The 22,902-nt window shown below is 51.7% G+C and carries 15 protein-coding genes and 3 tRNA genes; 1 reads left to right on the top strand and 17 read right to left on the bottom strand.

The features are described 5' to 3' along the window. Window positions 1-18: 18 nt before the first annotated feature. Window positions 19-2,067, bottom strand: coding sequence for an ATP-dependent DNA helicase RecG (gene recG / locus NW747_RS06470; protein WP_273186078.1), 2,049 nt, complete (start codon window positions 2,065-2,067; stop codon window positions 19-21). A gap of 173 nt (window positions 2,068-2,240) precedes the next feature. Between recG and rpmB the strand changes: the two genes are divergently transcribed. Next, window positions 2,241-2,432, top strand: a complete 192-nt coding sequence (rpmB, locus tag NW747_RS06465; protein WP_008858613.1) for a 50S ribosomal protein L28 — start codon at window positions 2,241-2,243, stop codon at window positions 2,430-2,432. A 271-nt stretch (window positions 2,433-2,703) separates the two neighbouring features. On the opposite strand, the gene NW747_RS06460 is transcribed toward rpmB, so the two are convergent. The 16 genes from NW747_RS06460 to NW747_RS06385 form a co-directional block, all read right to left on the bottom strand. Next, window positions 2,704-4,152 carry a hypothetical protein gene (locus NW747_RS06460; RefSeq protein ID WP_273186076.1) on the bottom strand — a complete coding sequence of 483 codons (1,449 nt, stop codon included), beginning with the start codon at window positions 4,150-4,152 and terminating at the stop codon, window positions 2,704-2,706. Between the two features lie 566 nt (window positions 4,153-4,718). After that, complete coding sequence (locus NW747_RS06455; RefSeq protein WP_273186074.1) at window positions 4,719-5,444, bottom strand: SDR family NAD(P)-dependent oxidoreductase; 726 nt, start codon at window positions 5,442-5,444, stop codon at window positions 4,719-4,721. Between the two features lie 10 nt (window positions 5,445-5,454). Continuing rightward, window positions 5,455-6,780 carry a divergent polysaccharide deacetylase family protein gene (locus tag NW747_RS06450; protein ID WP_273186071.1) on the bottom strand — a complete coding sequence of 442 codons (1,326 nt, stop codon included), beginning with the start codon at window positions 6,778-6,780 and terminating at the stop codon, window positions 5,455-5,457. Window positions 6,781-6,999: 219 nt separating this feature from the next. Then, window positions 7,000-7,944 (bottom strand): D-2-hydroxyacid dehydrogenase, encoded by a 945-nt coding sequence (locus NW747_RS06445; protein ID WP_273186069.1) that lies wholly within the window; start codon window positions 7,942-7,944, stop codon window positions 7,000-7,002. A 586-nt stretch (window positions 7,945-8,530) separates the two neighbouring features. Next, window positions 8,531-8,606, bottom strand: a tRNA-Thr gene (locus NW747_RS06440). Between the two features lie 104 nt (window positions 8,607-8,710). Then, window positions 8,711-8,784 (bottom strand) — tRNA-Gly (locus NW747_RS06435). 5 nt (window positions 8,785-8,789) lie between these two features. Beyond that, window positions 8,790-8,866 (bottom strand) — tRNA-Pro (locus NW747_RS06430). Next, a complete protein-coding gene (locus tag NW747_RS06425) occupies window positions 8,857-9,078 on the bottom strand; it encodes a hypothetical protein (RefSeq protein ID WP_273186066.1) in 222 nt (73 codons plus the stop codon). Before NW747_RS06425 ends, NW747_RS06430 begins: the two co-directional genes overlap by 10 nt. 44 nt (window positions 9,079-9,122) lie before the next feature. Next, window positions 9,123-10,433 carry a C1 family peptidase gene (locus NW747_RS06420; RefSeq protein WP_273186064.1) on the bottom strand — a complete coding sequence of 437 codons (1,311 nt, stop codon included), beginning with the start codon at window positions 10,431-10,433 and terminating at the stop codon, window positions 9,123-9,125. An 820-nt stretch (window positions 10,434-11,253) separates the two neighbouring features. After that, entirely contained in the window at window positions 11,254-12,507 is a 1,254-nt protein-coding gene (gene pepT, locus NW747_RS06415; RefSeq protein ID WP_273186062.1) for a peptidase T, read from the bottom strand. A gap of 406 nt (window positions 12,508-12,913) precedes the next feature. Continuing rightward, window positions 12,914-14,809 carry a type I glutamate--ammonia ligase gene (locus NW747_RS06410; protein WP_273186058.1) on the bottom strand — a complete coding sequence of 632 codons (1,896 nt, stop codon included), beginning with the start codon at window positions 14,807-14,809 and terminating at the stop codon, window positions 12,914-12,916. A 236-nt stretch (window positions 14,810-15,045) separates the two neighbouring features. Continuing rightward, the gene (locus NW747_RS06405; protein WP_008858605.1) at window positions 15,046-16,941 is read right to left on the bottom strand and encodes a type I glutamate--ammonia ligase; all 1,896 of its coding nucleotides are present in this window, start codon (window positions 16,939-16,941) and stop codon (window positions 15,046-15,048) included. A 169-nt stretch (window positions 16,942-17,110) separates the two neighbouring features. Further along, window positions 17,111-17,560: a GatB/YqeY domain-containing protein gene (locus tag NW747_RS06400; RefSeq protein ID WP_040379396.1), complete on the bottom strand. Its 450-nt coding sequence runs from the start codon at window positions 17,558-17,560 to the stop codon at window positions 17,111-17,113. A 24-nt stretch (window positions 17,561-17,584) separates the two neighbouring features. Further along, complete coding sequence (gene rpsU / locus NW747_RS06395) at window positions 17,585-17,761, bottom strand: 30S ribosomal protein S21 (protein ID WP_008858603.1); 177 nt, start codon at window positions 17,759-17,761, stop codon at window positions 17,585-17,587. Between the two features lie 812 nt (window positions 17,762-18,573). Continuing rightward, the gene (locus NW747_RS06390) at window positions 18,574-20,037 is read right to left on the bottom strand and encodes an ISLre2 family transposase (protein WP_273186055.1); all 1,464 of its coding nucleotides are present in this window, start codon (window positions 20,035-20,037) and stop codon (window positions 18,574-18,576) included. 882 nt (window positions 20,038-20,919) lie between these two features. Next, window positions 20,920-22,902: a TRAP transporter permease gene (locus NW747_RS06385; RefSeq protein ID WP_273186052.1), complete on the bottom strand. Its 1,983-nt coding sequence runs from the start codon at window positions 22,900-22,902 to the stop codon at window positions 20,920-20,922.

The following is a 22,902-nucleotide window of genomic DNA, read 5'->3' as shown; positions in this document are numbered from 1 at the left end:
GACCGGTTTGCCGCCCCTTTACTTTCCATCCTCTTCATACAGTTTCTTGAAGAAGGCGCCGCCGAAGCGATGGGAAAGCTCATCTCTGAAATCAGCGCCGCCATCCACCGCCCGCTTCGCCTCCTTCCTCGCCCTTTCCAGAAGAGGCAGGTCCTTCACAATATCCGCCGCCTTCAGGTCCGGCATGCCATGCTGGTGGTAGCCGAAAAATTCGCCGGAGCCCCGCAGGAGGAGATCCTTTTCGGAAAGGAGGAAGCCGTCCTGAATTTCACACATCAGTTTCATGCGGAGCCGGGTGATTTCATTCTGGTTGTCGGAATAAAGGATGCAGTAGGACTGGGCGCTGCCCCTTCCTACCCGGCCCCGAAGCTGATGAAGCTGGGAAAGGCCGAACCGGTCCGCCCCATAGACGAACATGATGGTGGCATTGGGCACATTCACCCCCACTTCGATGACCGAGGTGGCCACCAGAAGATTGATTTTTCCGTCATGGAAATCAGTCATGACCCGGTCCTTTTCCGCATTCTTCATGCGGCCGTGCACCAGGCCCACCTGAAACATGGGAAACACCTTTTCCTTCAGCTGTTCATACACCGCCACGGCAGAGGCCAGATCCTGCTTCTCGCTCTTTTCTACCAGCGGGCACACCACATACACCTGATGGCCGGCGGTCATTTCCCTTCCCATGAAATTGAATACCCGCTGAAGCAGGGCGCTGCCGATGGCATAGGTTTTCACCGGATGGCGTCCCGGCGGCATGCCCCGGATAGAGGAGAGGTCCAGATCCCCATAAATGGAAAGAGCCATGGTCCGGGGAATAGGCGTGGCCGTCATCACCAGGATATGGGGATAGCCTCCCTTCGTTTCCAAAGCCTTTCTCTGCTTTACGCCGAACCGGTGCTGTTCGTCCGTAATGACCAGCCCCAGATGAGCAAACACCACATCCTCCTCAATGAGGGCATGGGTGCCGATGAGCACATCAATGGACCCATCCTTCAGCCCTTTCAGGATTTCATTTCTTTCCTTCGTCTTCGTCTGGCCTGACAAATAAGCCACATGGATGGGAAGTCCCTTATAAAACTCCTGGAAGGTCCTGTAATGCTGTCCTGCCAGCACTTCCGTAGGCGCCATCAGCGCTCCCTGGTATCCGTTCTCCACGATTTTCGCCAGCGCCAGTGCCGCCACGGCAGTTTTTCCGCTTCCCACGTCCCCCTGGATAAGGCGCTGCATGGGGATGAGCCCTTCCATATCATCTTCAATATCCGAAAAGGCCTGCTGCTGCCCGGCAGTCAGATGAAAGGGGAAATTGGCAAGCACCGACTGCACCAGCTTTCCCGACGGCGCGCACTTGATGCTCATCACATGGCTCTCCCGCTTCTTCCGAAGAAGCAGGATGCCTGCCTGCATGAAAAAGAGCTCCTCAAAGGCCGTACGGCGCCGGGCCTCCTTCTGCTCCTCCCAGTTCTTCGGATTGTGCATGGCCCGGGCTGCCTCCAGCCGGCCCATGAGATGCTCCCTTTTCAAAGTGTCCGACGGCAGATTTTCATCCATATCCTCCACCTGGTCCAGGGCAATAGAAATCATATCCCGCATCTTCCCGATGCGTATGCCTTCGGTTAAAGGATACACCGGTACCAGCTTCTGGAAGGATGAAAGCTCATCCGGCGTTACGATTTCGATTTCTGCATTGGAAATCTGGAGCTTTCCGTAGTTGTACTCAATCCGGCCGTAGGCCAGCACATGGGTGTCCTTCCGGAAGGTTTCCCCTTTCCAGGGCTGGTTGAAATACACCAGGGTCACGGCGCCGGTGCCGTCTACCAGAAGCACATTCAGTATGCTCATGCCCCGCCTTGGCGTGAGCATCCGCATATCCGCCACCCTGCCGTAAATGACAGCTTCATCATCGGGACGAAGCTCCTCCATTTTTGTGATTTTGGTCCAGTCCTGATAGCGCCGGGGATAGAAGGATATCAGATCTTCCACCGTGGCTATGCCCAGCCGCGCCAGCTTTTCCTTCATACTGGGCCCTACGCCCTTAATATATTGTACGGAATCTGATAAATGCATGAGGAAAACCTTTCCGAAAACAGAACCCGGAAAAAAAGTGTGCCCGGGACAAAACAGCAATGTCTCCATTTATTATATTCCTGAAAATTGATTACGTAAAAGACTTGCTTAAAAAAAGCAATTGTGATATATTATGAATGTTGCAATTACGGAAGTGCAAGGAGGTGTAGCACATGGCTAACTATTGTGAAGTTTGCGGCAAGAAAACCGCTACGGGATTCAACGTATCCCATTCCCATCTGAAAACAAAGAGAACCTGGAAACCGAATATCCAGAGAGTTCGCGTACTGGTAGACGGACAGGTCAAGAGAATGAATGTCTGCACTCGTTGCCTTCGTTCTCATAAAGTAAACAGAGACATCTGATTTCTTTGCATTTTCAGCCGGCCAAAGCCGGCTTTTTTGCATGGTCTCTTTTTCCGTCCTCGGAAAGGCATAGATGGTATGTAAATAAAAGGAGCGGTGAAATCATTGAACCTGTGATTTCACCGCTCCTTTCTCTTACCTTCCTTTAACCCAGGGGTGATTGGACCGCCGGTGGCCTATCCGCCTTCTGCCCCAGGGAGATACCACGTTTCTCGTGACAGGTCCCACCTTTTCCTTATGAAGATCAGACAGGTCCCCTTCCACTTCCCGGTTATTCGCTTTTAGTTTTTTCGTCAGGGGAAGAAGCAGTTTCTTCAGCTTTTCCAGCACCCTCAACGCTTTTTCCATCCCTTTCTGCTGCTTCAGCCTGTTTCTGGCGGGCCCTTTCCTCAATCTTTGCCCGATACTCCTCAGCGGTACTCATCATATCTGCCTTTGCCTGAGTGGCCGCTTCCACAGCAGCATCCCGATACCGGCCGGCTGATTCCATGACCTTACCAGAAATCTCCTGGGCTTTGGCCTGGGCCGTTTCCGCCTGCTCCTGGGCCTGGATTTTCAGCTTGTTTGCCTGGATTCTGGCCTCCTGCATCTGTACCCGGGCCTGGGCCTTCAGCTTGTCCGACTTCAGCTTCATCTGCTGGGACTGGATTTCAGACTGCCGCTTCATTTCCTCTGTCTTCTTCTGGAGCTCATCCATCTGCACCCGGGCCTGGGCCTTCATTTCATCAGCCCGGCGGGCTGCATCTTTTCTGAACTCCCTGGACTTGATGCGGGCAATGGCCTGCAGATCCCTCGCCGTCTTTTCCGCCGTTTCCTGAGCCACCTCCGATGCACCAAGGGCGGTGTACTTGGCCTTTTCAATCTGCTCGTCAGTGACACCGGCCTTCTTCAGCGCATCTACCAGCTTATTTCCCAGAATGCCGGCAGACTCGGTGAGCTGGCGGGCCAGCTTGTCTACTGCGTCATGAGCCTTTTCCGGATATACTTCATTCCAGTTCTTCTTCAGTTCGGCTGTGAAATCCTTCTTCTCATCGCCCAGAGGTTCATCCTTCTTCGGATTCTCCTCCAGTTCCTTTACATCCTTTTCCCCTTCCGCCTTTTCTTCTTCAAAAACGGCACGATAGGGTTTCGTATCATCGGGCATGCCGTCCTTGATCCAGCGCTGGGCAGCCTTGCCGATGCCGTAGGTCACAGAAACGCCGATGGGGATCTGCATGAAGGAAATAGGAATCAGCGTGGCCAGCGTGGATCCCACCACCGTAGCCCCCAGGGAGCCGATAAAGGACAATACCGCCTTCTGGTTCAGTTCCACGCCATAAACCGTACCGATTTTAGAAATCATGTACACCTCATTGGCCACCAGGGCAGCGGTACCCAGAAGGGGAGCCGCCACAATGACTCCGGCCCGGCCCGCAGCCCAGCGGATGAGACCTTCCGCTTCCTTATCCCGGTCATCAATGATGTTGATTTCCATATCAGGCTCCGGAGAATCCACATGGACTTCTTCCGTTTCCTCCGCAGCAGCTGCCGGTACCTCTCCTTTTTCCTTCTCCGCCGGCAGGCCTGCCGGTTCCTTCTCAGCAGGAAGTCCGGCTTCCGCTTTTTCTGCCGGAAGGCCGGTCTCCTCCTTTTCCATGGGCGGCTTAGCCGCTTCCTTCACCTCAGGAGCTGCTTCAGGACGAACAACCGGTGTCTTTTCCATATCTCTTTCTTCGCTCATAGAAACCTCCCTGCCCGGACATCCGGGCCGTAAACCATGAATCTGCCAGTGTAAAGAATGGCTGATGTATGGTGATTTCAAACCATTACTTATCTCTATTATACCTAAAAACATAAAAAGCACCAATAGAAATTCTGATTTCGCAGGCACCTGCCAGGCAGCCCCTGCCATTTGAAATGAAATATTCTTCCACCGGCTATACTCCTCTTTCTATTTCTCCCCCTGATACCCTTTCCCCTTCTCCCTGACTATGCATATAGAAACAGCCAATGCCGAAAGCCTTCTTGTAAATCCTGCAGGCGCCCATCCATGGAGCAGGAGGGAGGAGATGAAAAGGGCCCGGCTGCTTCCCTTCAGTGCACTGAAAACAGAAAAGTCCCTTCGGCCCCGAAATGAACGCTCTGATACAGGAAGCCTCTTCATTTCATTCATGAGAAGTGCCTTTTCAAAAAAGGCTTCACCTCTCCGGTGAGGCCTTTTTGGCATGATGTAAATGGATGGCGTCTCGGATATAAAAACAAGAAAAAAGAAGGTCTTTCCCGGTGAGGAAAGACCTTCTTTTCTTTTTACCAGTCTGTAAGGCCGCCGTCCACCGGAATGGCGGCGCCGGTGATGAAGGAAGCTTTCGGTGAGAGAAGGAAGGCAATGAGCTCTCCCACTTCTTCCGGACGGCCGATGCGCATCAGGGGATACCAGTCTCCCATTTCTTTGCGGCTGCCGCCGTAGTCATGAAGCTGCCTGTCCAGAAGGGGGGTATCAATGTCTCCGGGACATACCACGTTGGCCCGGATGTTTTCCACTGCCATTTCCAGGGCCAGGGAGCGGATGAAGGAAACCAGGGCGCCCTTGGTAGCGCCGTAAAGGCTGCACTGCACATTGCCCTGGAGAGCGGCGTCAGAAGCCACCGCCACAATGCTGCCTGCTGCCCCTCTCATGGCAGGGATGGCCTCCCGGGTCAGTTTCATGGCGCCGAAAACGTTGACGGAAAAAAAGTGCTCCATTTCCTCATCAGTGGTATTTTCCAGCAGTTTTTCTTCATAGATGCCGGCTGAAAGGACAAGGCCCGTGATTTTTCCAATGGCCGATGCCGCTTTCACCGCCTTTTGGCAGTCTTTTGTAACTGTCACATCACAGGGAATGTATAGGCTTCCCTTGACCTGCTCCTGAGCCTTCTGTCCCCGCTCTTCATTTCTTCCCAGAAGAACAGGCCGAAGGCCTTCACCTGCCAGAATTTTGGCAGTGGCAAGACCGATGCCGGAAGTGCCACCGGAAATAAGAACTGTCTGTACCATGGGATTCTCCTTATTTGGCAAGAGAAGAAACGTAAACGAACTGGATGCCCTCTTTTTCCAGCTGGGGCACCATCTGACGGAAGGCTTCCGCCGTCTTGGGGCGGCAGTGACCGATAATCACGTAGGTGCCGTATTTCTGCGCCCGTTTGGCTGCTTCCCGGATCATGGCGGAAATGGCAGCCACGTCGGCTTCATTATCTACGAAAAGATCATTTCTTACATAAGGCACGCCGTAAGAGGCCGCTGCTCCGTCGGCAGCGGTGGTGGAATTGGTGCGGCTGTCGAAGAAGAAGAGATGACGATGATGAAGCTCATTCATTACCACCTCCATGGTGTGACGGTCCGTGGTGGCCTTGGAACCCTGATGGTTATTGATGCCCACCGCTTCCGGCACCTGGGAAAGGGAGCTCTTCAGAAGGCTCCTGATTTCCTCATCGCTCATGGAAGTCAGGATGACCTTGGATTCCATACCGATACCGGAAACCGATTCCATAGGCTGGTGAAGGATGACAGGAAGGCCATGGGTATGCCAAGACAGGGCAGCATCCCTGGTGTGCACCTGGTTCGGCATGACAGCCAGAGTCAGCGGGATGCCCAGGGATTCATAGACATGCTGGGATGCCAGGTCCCGTCCTGCATCATCGATGACCACGGCCAGCTTTCCCTTTACTGCTGAAGGCGTATTGGGCCTTGGCGAAGCTGCCGGTGCAGCTTTCAGGGGCGCTGCATTCTGTTTGGCAGGAGCCTTTGGCTGTCCTGCATTCCTCTTCACGGAAGGAACAGCTGCCGCTGAAGACGTAGGGGAAGAGGACGAAGCAGAAGCAGTGGATGAAGGGGTCGATGAAACAGCGGAGGAAGCCGCTTCCGTTGGCTTTCCCTGCAGAGAAGAAGGGACCGCTGTGTTTTCATGGCTTTCCTCTTTTCCTGTAATTTTAGACACAATAGAAGGCAGACTGAAGGAAGCCTTTTTCCCCTTTTCCATTGTCTGGCTGCCGTCCTTTTTTTCATTGGAGGAAACGCTGCTTCCCGCCGGTTCTTCATCATCGGCCTTTACCTGCACCGTCACCACCTTATCCATGGCGGCTTTGATTTTTTCTTTCACGCTTTCCGGCGTACCCTGATCTTCCTTCGGTACCAGTCCCTGCATTTCCTTATCGTTAAACAGGTGGCCAATGGTGGTAACGTTCTGGGCCACCTCCGAATCAGGGGCATTGGTCATGCGGTCCGTCATATAGGCAGAACCCATAATGAGGGCTATAAAGAAGAGAAGCACCAGAAAAGGATGTCCTCCCTTCTTTGCCGCTCTCGTTCTCCGCACCCGCTTTTTTCCTGCCATGGTATTCTCCTCATGTACGAAATAGTAATCATCGAATTTATTTTCTATATTATAGCATACGGCGAAAAAAGGTTCAGAGCCTCAAAGGACCCGCTTTCAACATAGGTTATGGCCTGCTGCAGCAGGCAGGCTATGCGGAAGGGCTTTGAAACGTAAAAAACCGACCAAGAACAGCCATAAAAAAAGGACTGCCCGAGCAGTCCTCTTTTTACATAGCCATCAGTAACCCTTTTTCTTATCCACTTCATTCAGCAGCTTCTCGCCGCGGCTGAAGGCGATGAAATTGGTTTCCAGAAGGAAGGTGAGCTTATTCCAGAAATCCGGTACCATGGAGGCAATGTGAGGGGTCATGATCACATTTTTCATGTCCCAGAAGGGATGATCTTCAGGAAGCGGTTCCTTGGAGAAAACGTCCATGCAGGCGCCGGCAATGTCCCCTTCCTCAAGAGCCTTTACCAGGGCCGGTTCATCCACTACAGAGGCCCGGGCAATGTTGATGAAAAGGGCCGATTTCTTCATGGCTTTGAATTTTTCCTCATCGAAGAACTTATCCGTTTCCGGTGTGGCAGGAAGAGCAGCGATGATGATGTCTGCCTTGGGCAGGACATCCATGATTTCTTCCTGGGTGTATACATGGTCTGCGAACATTTCATGGGACAGATGTTTCTTCACTGCCAGAATATGGGTTTCAAAAACCTTGGCCCGCTGGGCAATGGCCCTGCCAATGCTGCCGAAACCTACAATAAGGATGGTCTTGCCGAAAAGGGATTCCCCGTGGGGCCTGGACCAGGTATGGGCGCTCTGACTGCGGACAGCATCAGGGATGCGGCGGAACCAGGAAAGAAGGAGGGCCATGGTGTGCTCCGACACCGCCCGGTCATGGACACCGTGGGAATTGGTGAGAATAATGGGCCTTTCCATCATACTGGGAGTGAGGAGTTTTTCCACCCCGTCAGACAGGGAATGAACCCAGCGCACATGAGGCGCTGCCTGAAGGAGGGGCTCCACATCCTGGAATCCCCAGAGAGCAATGGCATCGGCGTCTGCCACATGGGGCAGGGCTTCCTTCGGTGATTTGTAGGCTTCCACCACGGAGCCGGGCACCGCCTTTTTCAATGCATCGATTTTTTCATCGGATAACTTGTTAATCACAACCAGTTTCATAGGAATCAACCTCTTTCATTGAAATCATGGCAATCCTGTTTTCTGTATTATATCATACTGTGGAGCCAGAAAATTCTTTTCACAGCCTCTCAGGCGGAATGCCCTGGCCGCCTTACTTCCTGTTTCCCCTTGAGGGAAATTCCCGATCAGCGGGAAAGGGTGTACGTTGACGGGGCTATGCCCTTGGACACGCCTTCGGTGTGAAGGCTCATAGGGTTCAAAAGACCCAGAGGGTGGTGGTGGCGGCTTCACCGCAATAGATAGCCTGCACATGAAGCAAGCATCTTAATGCCCGACAGTGGCGCCGCAGGCGACGGAGGATAGCAGGATTTTCGCTGAAAATCCGAGGCCCCGAAGGGGCCTGCCGTGACTTTTAACGGTTTTATCTCTAAATCCCCGGCGGCCAATTTATGACCTAATATGCCATCGGAGCTGCAGAATGATCCGAGATAAACCACTAATCACAAAAAATCTGGTTAGTAACCCGATTATGGCTATTTTTTAAGAGTATTTCAGCACTTCAAAACAATAGAAAAAAGGCCTGGAATGAATCGTATTTATCGATGAATTCCAGACCTTAAACTCTTGGAGCCGGCAACAGGATTTGAACCTGCGACCTACGCATTACGAATGCGCCGCTCTACCAGCTGAGCTATACCGGCATGAACATATATATATTACAGGACGTCCCTGTATTTGTCAAACTCTATTTTCACCCTCCTCTATGGAGGGCAAATAAAAAATCCGCCAAAAGCGGATAAAAAAATGGAGCGGGTGAAGGGAATCGAACCCTCGTAACCAGCTTGGAAGGCTGGCGCTCTACCATTGAGCTACACCCGCATAAATGGTCGGAGCAGCAGGATTTGAACCTGCGACCCCTTGGTCCCGAACCAAGTGCGCTACCAAACTGCGCTATGCCCCGACAACGTAATTGATTATACCAGCAGACCTGCAATCTGTCAATGGATTTTTGGGAAAAATCTTTATTATTTTTTCAGCCTGTGGCATAACAGCAAACCTGAGGAAGCCTTTTCCTTTGGCACAAGGAAAAGGCTCCCTCAGGTTTATGCCTTTGAAGAGAGCCTCCCCAAGCCCAGGGGCAGGCTCTTTGCAAGCCTTATATTTCACGTACAAAAAGGGGCTTCCTGTAAATTATTTCTTCACAGCCCCTTTTGATTTCAATAATCTTCGTCCCAGGCGTTGATATATACCGGTTCCAGTTCCATCATTTTCTTCTGGTCTTCGGTGAAGTGCTTTTTCAGAATCACTGCTTCATACACAAATTTTCGGAAATAGGCTTCTGAGCACACAAAGTACCCGTTGTCCCCCACGTCCTTGCCCCAGGAGTTCTCGATTTTCCAGCGGTCCGGATTTCCTTTTTCGTCCAGATGGACGCCGGTGAGAAGCATGGCATGGGTGGCGGAGCTGGCGCTGTATTCCAGCTGTTTTCCCTTATCCATGTCCATGGAGAACCCGCCCAGAAGGTCTTCATACCGCACGCTCACCGGGTCCCACACCCCTTCTTTTCTAGCGCCTGCCGCACCGGCATCGCAGGCAAACCACACGGGCTCGCCGGCTTTCAGCTGCTTCACGCAGAGATCTTCCATATCCTTCCCCGTAAGATTCAGCCCCTTCATATCCCGGCCTGCCATGTTTTCCACCCCGTGGAATGCGATGAGGCGGCCCAGAGGTTTATCAAAGGTAGGTTCATTGATGACAGCCATGTAGTCATAGAGAGAAATCCCTACGTACTTGTGATAGAAGTCGAGGGGCGAAAGTCCCCGGTCTTCATGGAAATGGTTATCCTTATCGCGATAGGAGAAATCGAAAGTCTGCACCGGCTCGCCGAAGGCAATGCATTCTGCCTTATACACCTCTTCCATCATTTCCGCTTTTCTGGCGTAGGGATCCCTGCCCGCCTTCACCAGCTCCCGTAGCTCCATGGCATCTTTACGGAGGAGCCGGTTCAGCGTAGAAACGAAACGGTCCGTATGGCCGGACTGATAAGTTTCCGGCTGCACCTGCTTAGGCACCACACCGTACTTTTCCACCAGATCCGCCGCTTCCGTCCAGTATCCCCCGTCGCTCATGCCGCGGAGTACATACTGCATGAGCTGTCCCTTCACCGGCGCATCTGCATTTGCAATCACCATTTCAAGGAAATTGTTCGCTTTCTCCAGCTTGTCATAGAAGGAAAGGTAATTCTGGGACAGCTCAAACTGCTCCAGATGGCACTTTTCCGCCACCTTTTCCCGAAGAATGTTCAGCGCCGCAAAGAGCCAGCAGCGCCCAGACTGTTCCTGGGCCGTAATCCCCCGGGTCTTCACTTCCACTGTGAAGGCCCCTTTCAGGTCCGCTCCCTTCCCAGGATGATAAGCCAGATTCATCATATCCGTCTTCGCCAGAGCGCCATGAAGCACCTGGGCATTTTTATCTGCTTCGTAGGAAATATGAAACTGCTGAAGCAGGGTATCAGAAATATCTTTCATCGTTATTCCTCCTTTGGGCCGCTTTGCGGCCCGGATTCAGATGGTTCATAGGGTTGTGGTATCGCCCTGACGGTGCACAGCGAACACATTTTGCACTATGCGAACTGGATTTGTAAGGGAGCATCAGCGACCTGAAAATCCAGTGAGTCAGTGACAGCAGTGGGTGAAGGAGCGCTAGCGACGCGCAAAATGTAGTGAGTCGTTTCCCCTTTAGGGGGCGATGAGTTTCATAATCAGCGTTACGTGCTATCCTTCCTGCCTCCCACTTTTCATCCTGAGCGCCAGCGAAGGATCTCGGTAGTTGAAGCATATGAGACAAATGCCGTTAAGGAAGCGCTGATTAAATCACTGTCTGCTTTTATTCTTGGATTTTTATGCAATGCAAGGAATGGGACGACGCGAATAGCGAGCTATTTAAGGAGTCCCATGACGAAGCAGTGCATAAAAATTCTTATAAAAGCAGACTCTATGAATTAATCAGTGCTTCCTTAAATACCAGTCGGCAGGAAGGAGCCGTTTGGCGGTCACGCCAGCATAGAGTGTCAATCCGACTTACAGCCTCCTACGCCCCTGCGCCGCTCCGCGGTCCTCTTCTTCATGGAAAAGCATGTCACTGGATTCTCAGGTTGCTTCACTCCCCTACGAATCCAGTTCCCTTGCCACCCTAAAGGGGACGCAAGACGTTACGGGATTTGCGTTTGTGTTACCAGTTCTGCATGACGGAGTGCTATATTATCCTTCCCCAGTAAGAGAGTGTCACTTAAAGGGCGGCACGATCAGTTGAGAAGTCACTAGCTCACCAGCCCACCAGTTCACTGATTTACCTGATTTCCCACCCGTGGCAGGCGATTTCGATGACCGTTTCACAAGCCTTTACCAGCGAAGGTATGGGCAGGTATTCGAAACGGCTGTGGAAATTGGCACCGCCGGTGAAAATATTGGGGCAGGGCAGTCCTTTGAAGGAAAGCTGGGCGCCATCAGTACCGCCGCGGATAGGAAGTTCCACCGGCGTAACCCCCGCTTTTTTCATAGCCCTCCGCGCCAGCTCCACGATATCCATATGACCGTCCCGGATAATGTCCAGCATGTTAAAGTACACATCATGGGGCTTCACTTCCACCGTGCCTTCCCCATACTTCTCATTCAGGAAATCTGCCATGTGCTGGAGGTACTGTTTCTTCTTTTCAAATTTCGCCCGGTCATGGTCCCTCACCAGCATGGACAGAGTACATTCTTCCACGGAGCCGCTAATTTTATACACATGGAAAAATCCTTCCCTGCCTTCCGTGCATTCCGGTTTCTCCCCTTCCGGCAGCAGGGACTGCCACTGGGAAGCAATGGAAATGGCATTCACCATTTTTCCCTTGGCATCGCCGGTGTGCACGCTTCTTCCATGAATGATGATTTCCGGATTGGCGGCGTTAAAATTTTCATATTCCAGGCCACCCAGCTCGCCGCCGTCAATAGTATAGGCAAAGTCCGCATGAAAATTCTTCACATCAAAACGAAGAGGACTCCGTCCCGTTTCCTCATCCGGTGTGAAGGCAATGCGGATTTTTCCGTGCTTCACTTCCCGGTGATGGAGCAGGTACTCCATGGCGCTCACAATGGCCGTCACTCCCGCCTTGTCATCGGCGCCAAGAAGAGTGGTACCGTCAGTGACGATGATGTCCTGGCCCTTGTATTTCAAAATTTCCGGGAAATCCTTCGTAGAAAGGAAGATATTCTTTTCTTTATTCAGGCAGATATCCTTTCCGTCATAGTCATGAACCACCCGGCTTCGAATGGGACCGCCGGGGGCGTCAGGGCTGGTATCCATGTGGGAAATGAAACCTACCACACTGCCTTCTGCGCCGTTAGCCGGAAGGGTGGCCATGACATAGCCGTTTTCATCCAGACTCACCTCTTGAAGCCCCAGCTGCTCCAGTTCCTCCTTCAAATGGCGGGCCAGCACCATCTGCCCCGGCGTACTGGGATAGACCTGGTCATTCTCCTCGTCGGACTGGGTGTTGTAGGAAATATAATCTTCAAACCGTTTCAAAATCTTTTCTGTATCTAAATCCAAAGGTACCACCTCTTATTTTTGATTTGCATCCATCATATACCAAATGGGAGGGAACTGCAAAGGGGTCGCCTGTAGGTGTAACGTAACAATTTATGTCTTTATGCTCAAAAAGCAATTACTCATTCATAAAATTTACTTTTATGGAGATAATAGCTGGCGGTCCCTGCCCCTATTCCCGCTTCTTACAATGAAAGAGCGGAGCGGAGAAATCTCACTCCCCGATGGTACACAGCATAGTGGCAGGAGATCTCTCGGCTCCGCGTTTCCATAGCCCCAGGGGCTTTACCATCCATACCGGCACGTTCCCCCGCTCGAGATGACCATGGCGGCAGGCTGCATATCATCATATGGCAATAAAAAAGACTGCGAAGAAATGATTGACCTTTCTTCGCAGTCCTTTTTGGGATTTCCTGTATCAGCCTACGATGTTCAGGGCGTATTCGCCGTATTCTTTTTCGAGGGCTTCTGCTTTCTTATTGATTTCGATCTGCAGGTCGGAGGCGGTGTCGTAGTCATCGGCTTCGAGAGCGTCTTTCAGCTTGGTGCAGAGGGATTTGCCGGCTTTGGTATCTTTGATGAGTTCGTATTTCTTATCAAGGATATCAGCCCACCGTTCTTCGTCCAGGTCGTCTTCGCTGGGGAGTTTCCTGAAGCCTTTGACCAGGGCTTCGGTGGCCGGGATGATGCGGTCGATGAGTTCGTTCTTCCAGCGGTATACGATGGAGGCTACGAAGGAGTCTACGATGGTGGCATTGAGTGTGCCGCCGGCTTCAATGACTGCCACTTTGTCGGGGTTGGCTTTCATGGTCTTCACGTTTTCCCAGACAGTAGCCGGCGGTTTACCGAAGGCTGCATCTCTTTCTTTCTGGGTGAAGTCTTCGAATACGTTGTCTTCGCAGCGATAGGCTCTTCCTTCTTCCAGGTAGTCTGCTTTTTCTCCCGGTTTCTTGGAAAGTTCGGCCAGAAGGTCTGCCGGTGTCTTGCCGGAGGTGACAGCGTAGGTGATGCCGTCAAGGGCGGAGAGGAAGAGGCAGGAGGCTGCCAGGTAGGTGTTGGTGAAGGGGTTCGGAGCACGGAGTTCGAATCTGGTGGCTTTCGGATTGTCAATGTCTCTTACCAGGCCGATGAGGATGGTTCTGTTACGGGACGGAACTTCCGGTTTGTGGCCCAGGGAGGTGACGATGCAGACCGGTGCTTCGAAGCCCGGTTTCAGACGGTTGAAGGCGTCGGTGGTGGAGGATACGAAGGGGTTGGTGGCTTCGTAGTTCTTCAGGATGCCCATGATGAAGCCGTAGCCGATGGTGGAAAGGAAGTCGGCTTTCATTTCTGTAGGTGCCAGAAGGTTGATGGTTTTGCCGTTTTTCAAGGTGGCGCAGATGCCTACATGGGTGTGTTCGCCGCTGCCGGCTACGCCGATAATGGGCTTTGCCTTGAAGGATACGTCGAGGCCGTATTTGCGGAATACTTCACGGATAATGATACGGGCTTCCAGTTCATTGTCTGCTGCCTGCAGGGGGTTCATGGAGAATCTCCAGTCCAGTTCCAGCTGTTCGCAGACATCCACGGTGTGGCCGGCGTCGTCTACTTTCGGTTTAATGCCGCCCACTTCTTTGTGGCCCATTTCCACGCTCATGCCGCGGGCATCCAGTTCTTCAATGGCTTCTTCCATGGCGGTACGGACGTTGCCGCGCATGCGCTGCCAGTACTGTTCCTGCAGTCTCTGGGAAATGGAGAGGTGCTGAATGGTTTCTTTTTCGCTGGGGGTCTTCACCCAGAATTCCAGTTCCGTACCGATGGTGAATTCGATGTCTTCAATATCTTCGAAGGGAACGTCTTCCATGCCTTTCACTTTTTTGCCGCCCGCCAGAAGTGCTTTCAGTTTATCTGCCACGAAGGCACAGGAGTCTTTCAGAATGGAGCGGGAGTCGATGAATTTGCCGTTGTGCAGGAGGAAGCAGGGAATGCGGAGGGTGCCTACAGGGCGGCCGTTTTCATAGATATTGTCTTCATTGTAGTCGATATACCAGTTGACAGAGGGATCAGCCACCATGTCCACCCGGGCATCGTTCAGGGTGGCAATGTTCATAAGTACTACGGAGGAGCCGTCGGTCTGTACGGCGGTGCCGGCGAAGAAGTCGTCGTAGTTCTTGAGGAACAGTTCAATCGGTACCTTTTCATCGGTATCGTTGCCTGCCAGATCAATGCCTACCAGGGATACGAAGCGGATTTCCGGATGGGTTTTCAGAAGGGAAAGTACGCCTTCCTTGCCAAATTCACCGGTGGGGATGTAGTAAAGTAAGTCCTTGTTCATGTTGAATTCCTCCTGTTTTATAATCATTTTTTCTATATGAAATAGTTTCCAGATGAGTCCCCCGTCACGTGATTAACGGGAAACCCAGAATGGAAAAGCGGTATTTCTTTTTCCAGTTCCTCATCATCCATGCCTCCTGTATATACATTTTCATCTATGTCATGAAATATAAAATGACCCATCCTTTGTTAAGAATGGGTCATCATTGGCCTGATGTTCAGCTTTGGCAGATTGAATCAGTCGAGAATGTTCAGGGCATACACGCGGTATTCCTTTTCCAGGGCCTGGGCTTTTTTCATCATTTCCAGCTGGAGGTCCGAGGCGGTGTCGTAGTCGTCTTTTTCCAGGGCTTCTTTCAGCCTGGTGCAGATGCATTTTTCATCGTCCAGATCTTTTGCCAGTTCCACCCGTTTGGCTTTGATGGATTTCCAGCGTCTTTCATCAATCTTGTCATCATTATCCAGTTTTTTATAGCCTCTCACGGCAGCTTCCACGCCGGGAATAATCCGGTCGATGAGTTCGTTCTTCCAGCGGTACACGATGGAAGCGAGGAAGGAGTCTACAATCTTTTCGGAAAGGGTGCCGCCTCTGGTGAGAACTGCCACCTTGTCCGGGTTGGCTTTCATGATTTTCACGTTTTCCCAAACCGTGGCAGGCGGTTTGCCGAAGGCTGCATCTCTTTCTTCATCGGTGAAGTCTTCGAATACGTTTTCTTCGCAGCGGTAGGCTCTGTCTTTTTCCAGGTAGTCTGCGTCTTCGCCGGGCTTCTTGGAAAGTTCAGCCAGAAGATCTGCTGCCGATTTGCCGGATTTCAAGGCATATTCGATGCCGTCTAAGGCGGTGAGGTAGAGGCAGGAAACGCAGAGGTAGGTATTGGTAAAGGGGTTCGGCGCACGGAGTTCGAAGCGGGTGGCTTTCGGATTTCCGATATCCCGGATCAGTCCCATGAGGATGGAACGGTTGCGGGACGGTACTTCCGGCGTATGGCCCAGGGAGGTGACGATGCAGACCGGTGCTTCAAAGCCCGGTTTCAGGCGGTTGAAGGCGTCAGTGGTGGAAGAAACGAAGGGATTGGTGGCTTCGTAGTTGTGGAGAATGCCCATGATGAAGCCATAGCCAATGGTGGAGAGGAAATCGGAAGACATATCTTCCGGTGCCAGCAAATTGATGGTTTTGCCGTTTTTCAGGAGGGCTGCAATGCCTACATGGGTATGTTCGCCGCTGCCGGCTACGCCGATAATGGGCTTTGCCTTGAAGGATACGTCCAGGCCGTTCCGACGGAAGACTTCCCGTACCACGATGCGGGCTTCCAGTTCATTGTCTGCAGCCTGCAGGGGATTGGTGGAGAAGAGCCAGTCCAGTTCCAGCTGTTCGCATACATCAAAGATATGGCCGTCGTCATCGATTTTGGATTTGATGCCGCCTACTTCTTTGTGGCCCATTTCTACATGGAGGCCCCGGGCATCCAGTTCTTCGATGGTCTGTTCCATGGCGGTACGGACGTTGCCGCGCATGCGCTGCCAGTACTGTTCCTGGAGGCGCTGGGAAATGGACAGGTGCTGTACCGTTTCCTTTTCGCTGGGGGTTTTCACCCAGAATTCAAGTTCCGTGCCCGTGGTAAATACGATATCCTGGATTTCAGAGAAGGGGAAGTTTTCCATGCCCTTCACGGTGGCGCCGAGAAGCATTTTCTTCAGTTCTCTGGCTACGTATTCGCAGGAGTTTTTCAGAATGGAGCGGGAATCGATAAATTTTCCGTTATGAATGAGGAAGCAGGGAATCCGCAGGGTGCCTACGGGACGTCCGTTTTCTTCCATCACATTATCATCATTATAGTCCACATACCAGTTGACCGTGCTGTCGGCCACCATGTCTACCCGCGCATCGTTCAGGGTAGCGATATTCATGAATACTACGGAAGAGCCATCGGTCTGCACAGCTTTGCCAGCGAAGAAGTCTTCGTAGTCTTTCATAAAAATCTCGATGGGGATCTTTTCATCGGTATCATTGCCTGCCAGGTCAATGCCTACGAGAGACACGAACCGGATTTCCGGATGCTGCGCCAGCAGGGAAAGAACCCCTTCTTTACCGTATTGGCCGGCCGGAATGCAGTACAATAATTCTTTGTTCATTTGAGCCCTCCTATAGACTTAAATTGTTCCACTTTTTTATATTTATAAAGTCCTATGTGTTACAAAAGAAAATGACCCATCCCGATAGGAATGAGTCATCCTTGACGCAGCATATGAACTTATGTAATAAGGATACACCACGTGTCTTACTTTTGTCAAGCCTTTGAGCTCAGGCCAGCAGTTTACGAACAATCCCGTTAATCAGTTTGCCGTCTGCCTTGCCTTTGAGCTTTGCCATGACAGCTTTCATCACAGAACCCATATTTCTCTGCCCAGGATCCAAGGCGTCGATTGTTTCTTTCACAATCTTCTCTACTTCTTCTGCAGACATTTCTGCCGGCAGGTACTTTTCCAGTACTTCGATTTCCGCTTTGGTCTGTTTAACCAGGTCTTCTCTTCCGGAACCAGCGATTTCAGCAAGGGTTTCTTTCCTCTGCTTCACTTCTTTCCGGAGAACGGCAAGAACCTGATCATCATTGAAGTCCGCGTGTCCGTCGTCGATTTCAGCCTGTCTGATGTGAGCACGGGCCATACGGATCGTGTTCAGTGCAAGCTTACCTTCTTCTCTAGCTTTCATGGCTGTCTTCATGTCAGCCATAAGCTGTTCTTTAATTGACAAAACTAATCACCTTACAACCTGTTATTACTTATACTTGCGTTTTCTTGCGGCTTCAGATTTCAGTTTACGTCTAACGCTGGGCTTTTCATAATGTTCACGTTTTCTTACTTCAGAAAGAACCCCGGCTTTTTGGCAGGAACGTTTAAATCTGCGAAGAGCACTATCAAGAGATTCGCCCTTTTGAACTTTGATCTCAGACATCTATATCCCTCCCTCCCAATAAGACTGATGGGGTGCTATTGCACACTTATAAATTATAAATTACAACGGCCTATCTGTCAATTTATTTTTTATGGAAATAGAAATTCCCGGCAGCGCCCTTTGGACGCAAAAGGTTCTTAAGATTGATGGGCCCTTCGGGCCCAAGGGCTCTTAGGTTTGACAGCGGCTTCGCCGCTGAGGGTGGTGGTATCGCCCTATCGGGCGATGCGTATGAAGTCAGCGTTACGTACTTTTCTTCCTGCCCCCACTTGCGCGTATTCTGCATAGAATGCGCGAGTCGGCCAAAGCCCTCCCTTAGCCTGCACATTAAAGGGCCTTCCTTTTATTTGGCCGACCGACCATTCTAAACCCGGGCGAAGAATCTTGGTACACCCTGACATTAACTCCGACCAGCCCACTAGTCCACCAGCTCATTAGGGAAGCGCTGATTAAATCGTTGTTTGCTTTTATTCTTGAATTTTTATGCAATGCAAGGAATGAGGCGACGCGAATAGCGAGCTATTTAAGGAGCCTCATGACGAAGCAGTGCATGAAAATTCTTATAAAAGCAAACTCTATGAATTAATCAGTGCTTCCCTAGTTCACTAAAAAATCCAGCGGCAGCCGACCCCTTCCGGCTCGCTGCGCTCCAAGGCACTGGGCCGGACGGGGCGTTGATGATTTCTTTTATTTTCTTGGATTCTTTTTGTCTTTGTACATATTCCGGTCCGCTTCGGTAATGGTAAGTGTCAAGTTTTCCTCGGTAATTCATTTGACTGTCGATAATTACTATCTCCGTGGCTTCGGTTTAATCAGTATCTCTGTATAGCTCTGGCCAGTCTCCCCATTGGTGAAGAAGAAGCTCCATAAACGCCTATACGTCCCTCCAGGCATCCTGGCCTATAGTTTCTCATTTTACGCTTCTGCGCCTCACTCCGGACATTCTGGGCGATTTTATGCTCTGCCTGCACCGCAGCCTTGTGCATGGCTCTATCCATCTTTTTGTAGCTTTTCCCATTAGCATGGTACAGAAGAGCTGCTGTAAGTGTTTTATTCTTCCGGGCGGTCAATACCCAAACCATACACTCCATTCCCTCGCTGGGCCAGCTCCGTCCCTGCCGCTTCATGCGATAGCTGTAGAACCGGTGATTTGTTTCTGCAGTCCCCAGATGAATCTCTGTATGGATGCCGCGCTGACTCAGGCTGGGGATATAGGGAGCATTTCTCTCCAGATAGCTCTGCAGCTTGTCTACCTCCTCCAAATCCGCCTCTGTTCGGGCGCAGCTCCGGGCAGTGTCCATCCATACCGGAATCCGTTTCATAATATTGTCGGTCCGGTGAAGCTCTCGGATAATGTGGTCTACCAGTTCCTTGTTGCAGAAGCTGAGCCGGGTCCGGATCTTTTCATGCACATGATAGCAGTCGAGGAAGTGCTGGTGATTCAGGCAGCCTTCTACCATTCGCTCAAAGTCCTGAAACTGGTATCCGGACCCTCCATCCCCATTCGACAGCACTGTGGTCTTAGACAGGTCATAGTGCCCAAGCAGATAGCTTCTTACCATTGCAAAAAGTTCTTTTCTGCTGGTAGATGCAAAGCAGCGAAGTCCTACCAGTTCTGTCCTGTTGCCATTTTTCCTGACTCCCTCATATACCTGGAGGCGGTGCACTTCCGAAACGCCGCCTTTCTCCTTGTTCTTGAGTACAATTCCATCTCCTTCAATCGCTATAATTTCCGGCTGTGTCGGCTTTTCAACCTTTTCCTCTTCTGCCAATGTTTTTTCGTAAGTCTTTTCCTTCTCGCCGGCATAGTTCTTGAGTGAGATAACGGACTGATGGGAGATGGTAATCCCTGCCAGGCTTTGCAGGAGTTCGCTGGAACTGCGGGATGTGGTAATTGCGACAGCCTCGACAATCCGCTCAATCATTCCCAGGCTGTAGTGCTTTCTGGACTCAAAGCCCATTTTGCGGTCCAAAGGATAGAAGTTCTTCCCATCTTTCTGCAGAAGTCTTCGGGTATAGGTCAGCTCTCCATAGCGACAGTAAATCGTCCGGGAGTCCCGGCGCGCTACACGCCACCCCTGTGACCTGTAAATCTGATACAGCTCAGCATCAATACGCCCCAGAGCCATAGCTATAAGCTGACAGTTCATTTCAGTGAGCCAATGAGTTAGCTTCCTTTCAGCCTCGATAGAATCATCAGATTCCTTAATGAGAGAAATGACTGCTCCTATTGCATTTTCACTCCAAATTTCTCCAGTTTTTGTTATAATATCCATGAGGAAAGCCCTTTCTTTGTTTTATTCTTTGCCACGGAAATTATAACATTTCCACTCAAGGGGAGGCTTTCCTCTTTTATTGTTTCTGGAAAAATTCCCTACCGAGTAAAATTTTACACTAAGATTATTTTGCATTAGAAGATGGGTAGAAAGAAGCTGCCCATAACAGGTCCGCCTTCCTTTCCCATCAAAAGAGGATGTAAGAAATTTCCACACCTCATTGGTGCAGTGAGCATCAGGGCAGGAGATCTCTCGGCTCTGAGCCACAACAGAGCCGAAGTCCCTCTGTTACAATACCGGCCCCTGTCTCCGCTCGAGATGACGATAGCGGCAGGCAGCATACAGTCATTTCAAAGAGAGAAAAAATGACAAAAACTGCCGCCCCCTCCCTCGTCATTTCGACGAAAGCGGAGCGGAGCGGAGAAATCTCACGCCCCTATGGTACAGTTAGCATGGCGGCAGGAGATTTCTCGGCCCTGAGCCACAACAGAGCCGAAGTCCCTCTGTTACCATACCGGCCCCTGTCTCCGCTGGAGATGACAATAGCGGCAGGCAGCATACAGTCATTTCAAAGAGAGAAAAAATGACAAAAACCGCCGCCCCCGCCCTCGTCATTTCGACCGTAGCGGAGCGGAGTGGAGAAATCTCACTCCCTCATGGTACACAGAACATTGGGGCAGGAGATCTCTCGACTCTGAGTTTCAATAGCCCCAGGAGCTTTATGTCCCATACCGGCACGTTCCCCCGCTCGAGATGACCATGCAGACAGGTTCCCCGAAAAAGAATCATAAAAAGGGCTGTGAGAAATGGATACACATTTCTTCACAGTCTTTTTCTTTCCATCAAAAAAAGCTCCCCGAGAGGGAGAGCTTTTTCGGTACTTCAGGCTTCTGCGGCTTTTGCCTTTTTGGTGCGGAAGTACTGAAGTGCAAAGACACCGACCAGGATGGCCACGCCAATAATATCCGTGAGGGTATGGGGATCAATGAGGCAGAGGCCGCCGGCCAGAAGGAGGAGCCGTTCAAATACATTGGCTTTGCAGTAGAACTGGCCGATCATGGCGCCGGAGATACCGGTCATACCGATGATGGCGGTGCAGGTGGTGAAAAGTACGCTGCCGAAGGTGGCACCGATGCCCAGAAGCTGGGGCGAGAGGACGAATACATAAGGAATAATGAATGCCGCAATGCCCAGTTTCGACGCATTCACCCCTGTTTTCAGAGGATCGCCGCCGGAAATGGCGCTTCCTGCGTAGGCTGCCAGGGCTACCGGCGGGGTAATGTCGGCGATAATGCCGAAGTAGAATACAAACATATGAGCCGCCAGAATCGGTACACCCAGCTGAATCAGTGCCGGTGCAGCGATAGTGGAGGTAATGACGTAGTTGGCGGTAGTAGGCACGCCCATGCCCAGAATGAGGGAGGTGAGCATGGTGCAGAGAAGCAGAAGCATGAAGTTGCCTGCTGCCACGGTGACCAGGGCGGAAGCCAGTTTCAGGCCTACACCGGTTTTAGTAACGATACCGATAATCATGCCGGCAGAGGCGCAGGCAATGATGACGCCCAGGGCCCCTCTGGCACCTTTGACCAGACCGTCCACAATGTCATAGAAGCTCATGCGGGTGCTGGCCCGGAGCATGGCGGTACCAATGGAGATGAAGATACCTGCCAGGGCTGCTTTCATAGGTGTGTAGCCGGAAGCCAGAAGGGCGATGATGGCAATCAGCGGAATGGCCAGATGGCCTTCTTCCTTCATAATCTTGCCCCAGGGTTCCAGCTGGCTTCTGGGGGTGCCTTCCAGGTGGTTTTTCTTGGCTTCGAAGTGAACTCCCAGGAACACGCCCAGGAAGTAGAGAATGGCCGGTACAATGGCGGCTTTCACTACTTCCATGTAGGGAATGCCTACGAATTCAGCCATAAGGAAGGCGGCGGCGCCCATAATCGGCGGCATGAGCTGTCCGCCGGTGGATGCGGCTGCTTCTACGGCACCGGCGAAGTTCTTGTGATAGCCCAGTTTCTTCATCATAGGAATGGTGAAGGAGCCGGAACCGACCACGTTGGCTACGGAGGAGCCGGAAATGGTGCCCTGGAGGGCACTGGAGATAACGGCTACTTTGGCCGGTCCGCCGGAAGCCCAGCCGGCCAGGGCGTTGGCAATATCAATGAAGAATTTGCCCAGGCCCGTCTTTTCCAGATAGGCGCCAAAAAGGATGAAGAGGAAAATGAAGGTGGACGATACACCCAGGGGGATACCGAAGACGCCTTCGGTGGTGAAGAAGAGGTGGCCTACCATCTGGTTGATGGTCAATCCTCTGTGGGCCAGCGGTCCCGGCATATAGGGGCCCAGGAAGCCGTAAGCCAGGAAGCAGAGAACCACGATCACGATAGGAAGGCCTACGATACGGCGGGCTGCTTCCAGTACCATCACGATGCCCAGAAGTCCTACTACCGCATCGGTGGGGGTCACGGTACCGGCGCGGAGAATCAGCTGCTGGTAGTTGACCAGGATATAGAGCGGCGGAATCACGGCCAGCACCGTGAGAAGCAGGTCAAGGGGATGGAATCTGCCGCCTTTGACCCAGGATTTCTTCGTAGGGCAGAGAAGGAATACGAGGCAGATACCGAAGGATAAATGAACGCAGCGCTGGATCATGGCATCCAGTGTGCCGAAAATACCGGTGTAAATCTGGAAGAGGGAAAAGCAGATGCAGATGGCGGCTACAATTTTGCCGCAGATGCCTCCGTATTCCATGGTATTGGACTCTTTATCCAGGGATTTCAGTTTTTCCTGGAGTTCGTCCGTCATTTTGCCGTCTGCCGGAGCCTCTGCTCCGGCGGGGGCTCCCTTTTTTTCTAAATCAGCCAA

Origin of the sequence: Dialister succinatiphilus, from assembly GCF_928721695.1 — a bacterium.
Taxonomy (GTDB): Bacteria; Bacillota; Negativicutes; order Veillonellales; family Dialisteraceae; genus Dialister; species Dialister succinatiphilus.
This window is presented reverse-complemented; position numbering and strand designations above follow the sequence as displayed.

Bases quoted from the DNA above. Each gene is read 5' to 3' on its own strand.
- recG (WP_273186078.1), bottom strand. From the start codon at position 2,067: ATGCATTTATCAGATTCCGTACAATATATTAAGGGCGTAGGGCCCAGT.
- rpmB (WP_008858613.1), top strand. From the start codon at position 2,241: ATGGCTAACTATTGTGAAGTTTGCGGCAAGAAAACCGCTACGGGATTC.
- NW747_RS06460 (WP_273186076.1), bottom strand. From the start codon at position 4,152: ATGAGCGAAGAAAGAGATATGGAAAAGACACCGGTTGTTCGTCCTGAA.
- NW747_RS06455 (WP_273186074.1), bottom strand. From the start codon at position 5,444: ATGGTACAGACAGTTCTTATTTCCGGTGGCACTTCCGGCATCGGTCTT.
- NW747_RS06450 (WP_273186071.1), bottom strand. From the start codon at position 6,780: ATGGCAGGAAAAAAGCGGGTGCGGAGAACGAGAGCGGCAAAGAAGGGA.
- NW747_RS06445 (WP_273186069.1), bottom strand. From the start codon at position 7,944: ATGAAACTGGTTGTGATTAACAAGTTATCCGATGAAAAAATCGATGCA.
- NW747_RS06420 (WP_273186064.1), bottom strand. From the start codon at position 10,433: ATGAAAGATATTTCTGATACCCTGCTTCAGCAGTTTCATATTTCCTAC.
- NW747_RS06410 (WP_273186058.1), bottom strand. From the start codon at position 14,809: ATGAACAAGGACTTACTTTACTACATCCCCACCGGTGAATTTGGCAAG.
- NW747_RS06405 (WP_008858605.1), bottom strand. From the start codon at position 16,941: ATGAACAAAGAATTATTGTACTGCATTCCGGCCGGCCAATACGGTAAA.
- rpsU (WP_008858603.1), bottom strand. From the start codon at position 17,761: ATGTCTGAGATCAAAGTTCAAAAGGGCGAATCTCTTGATAGTGCTCTT.
- NW747_RS06390 (WP_273186055.1), bottom strand. From the start codon at position 20,037: ATGGATATTATAACAAAAACTGGAGAAATTTGGAGTGAAAATGCAATA.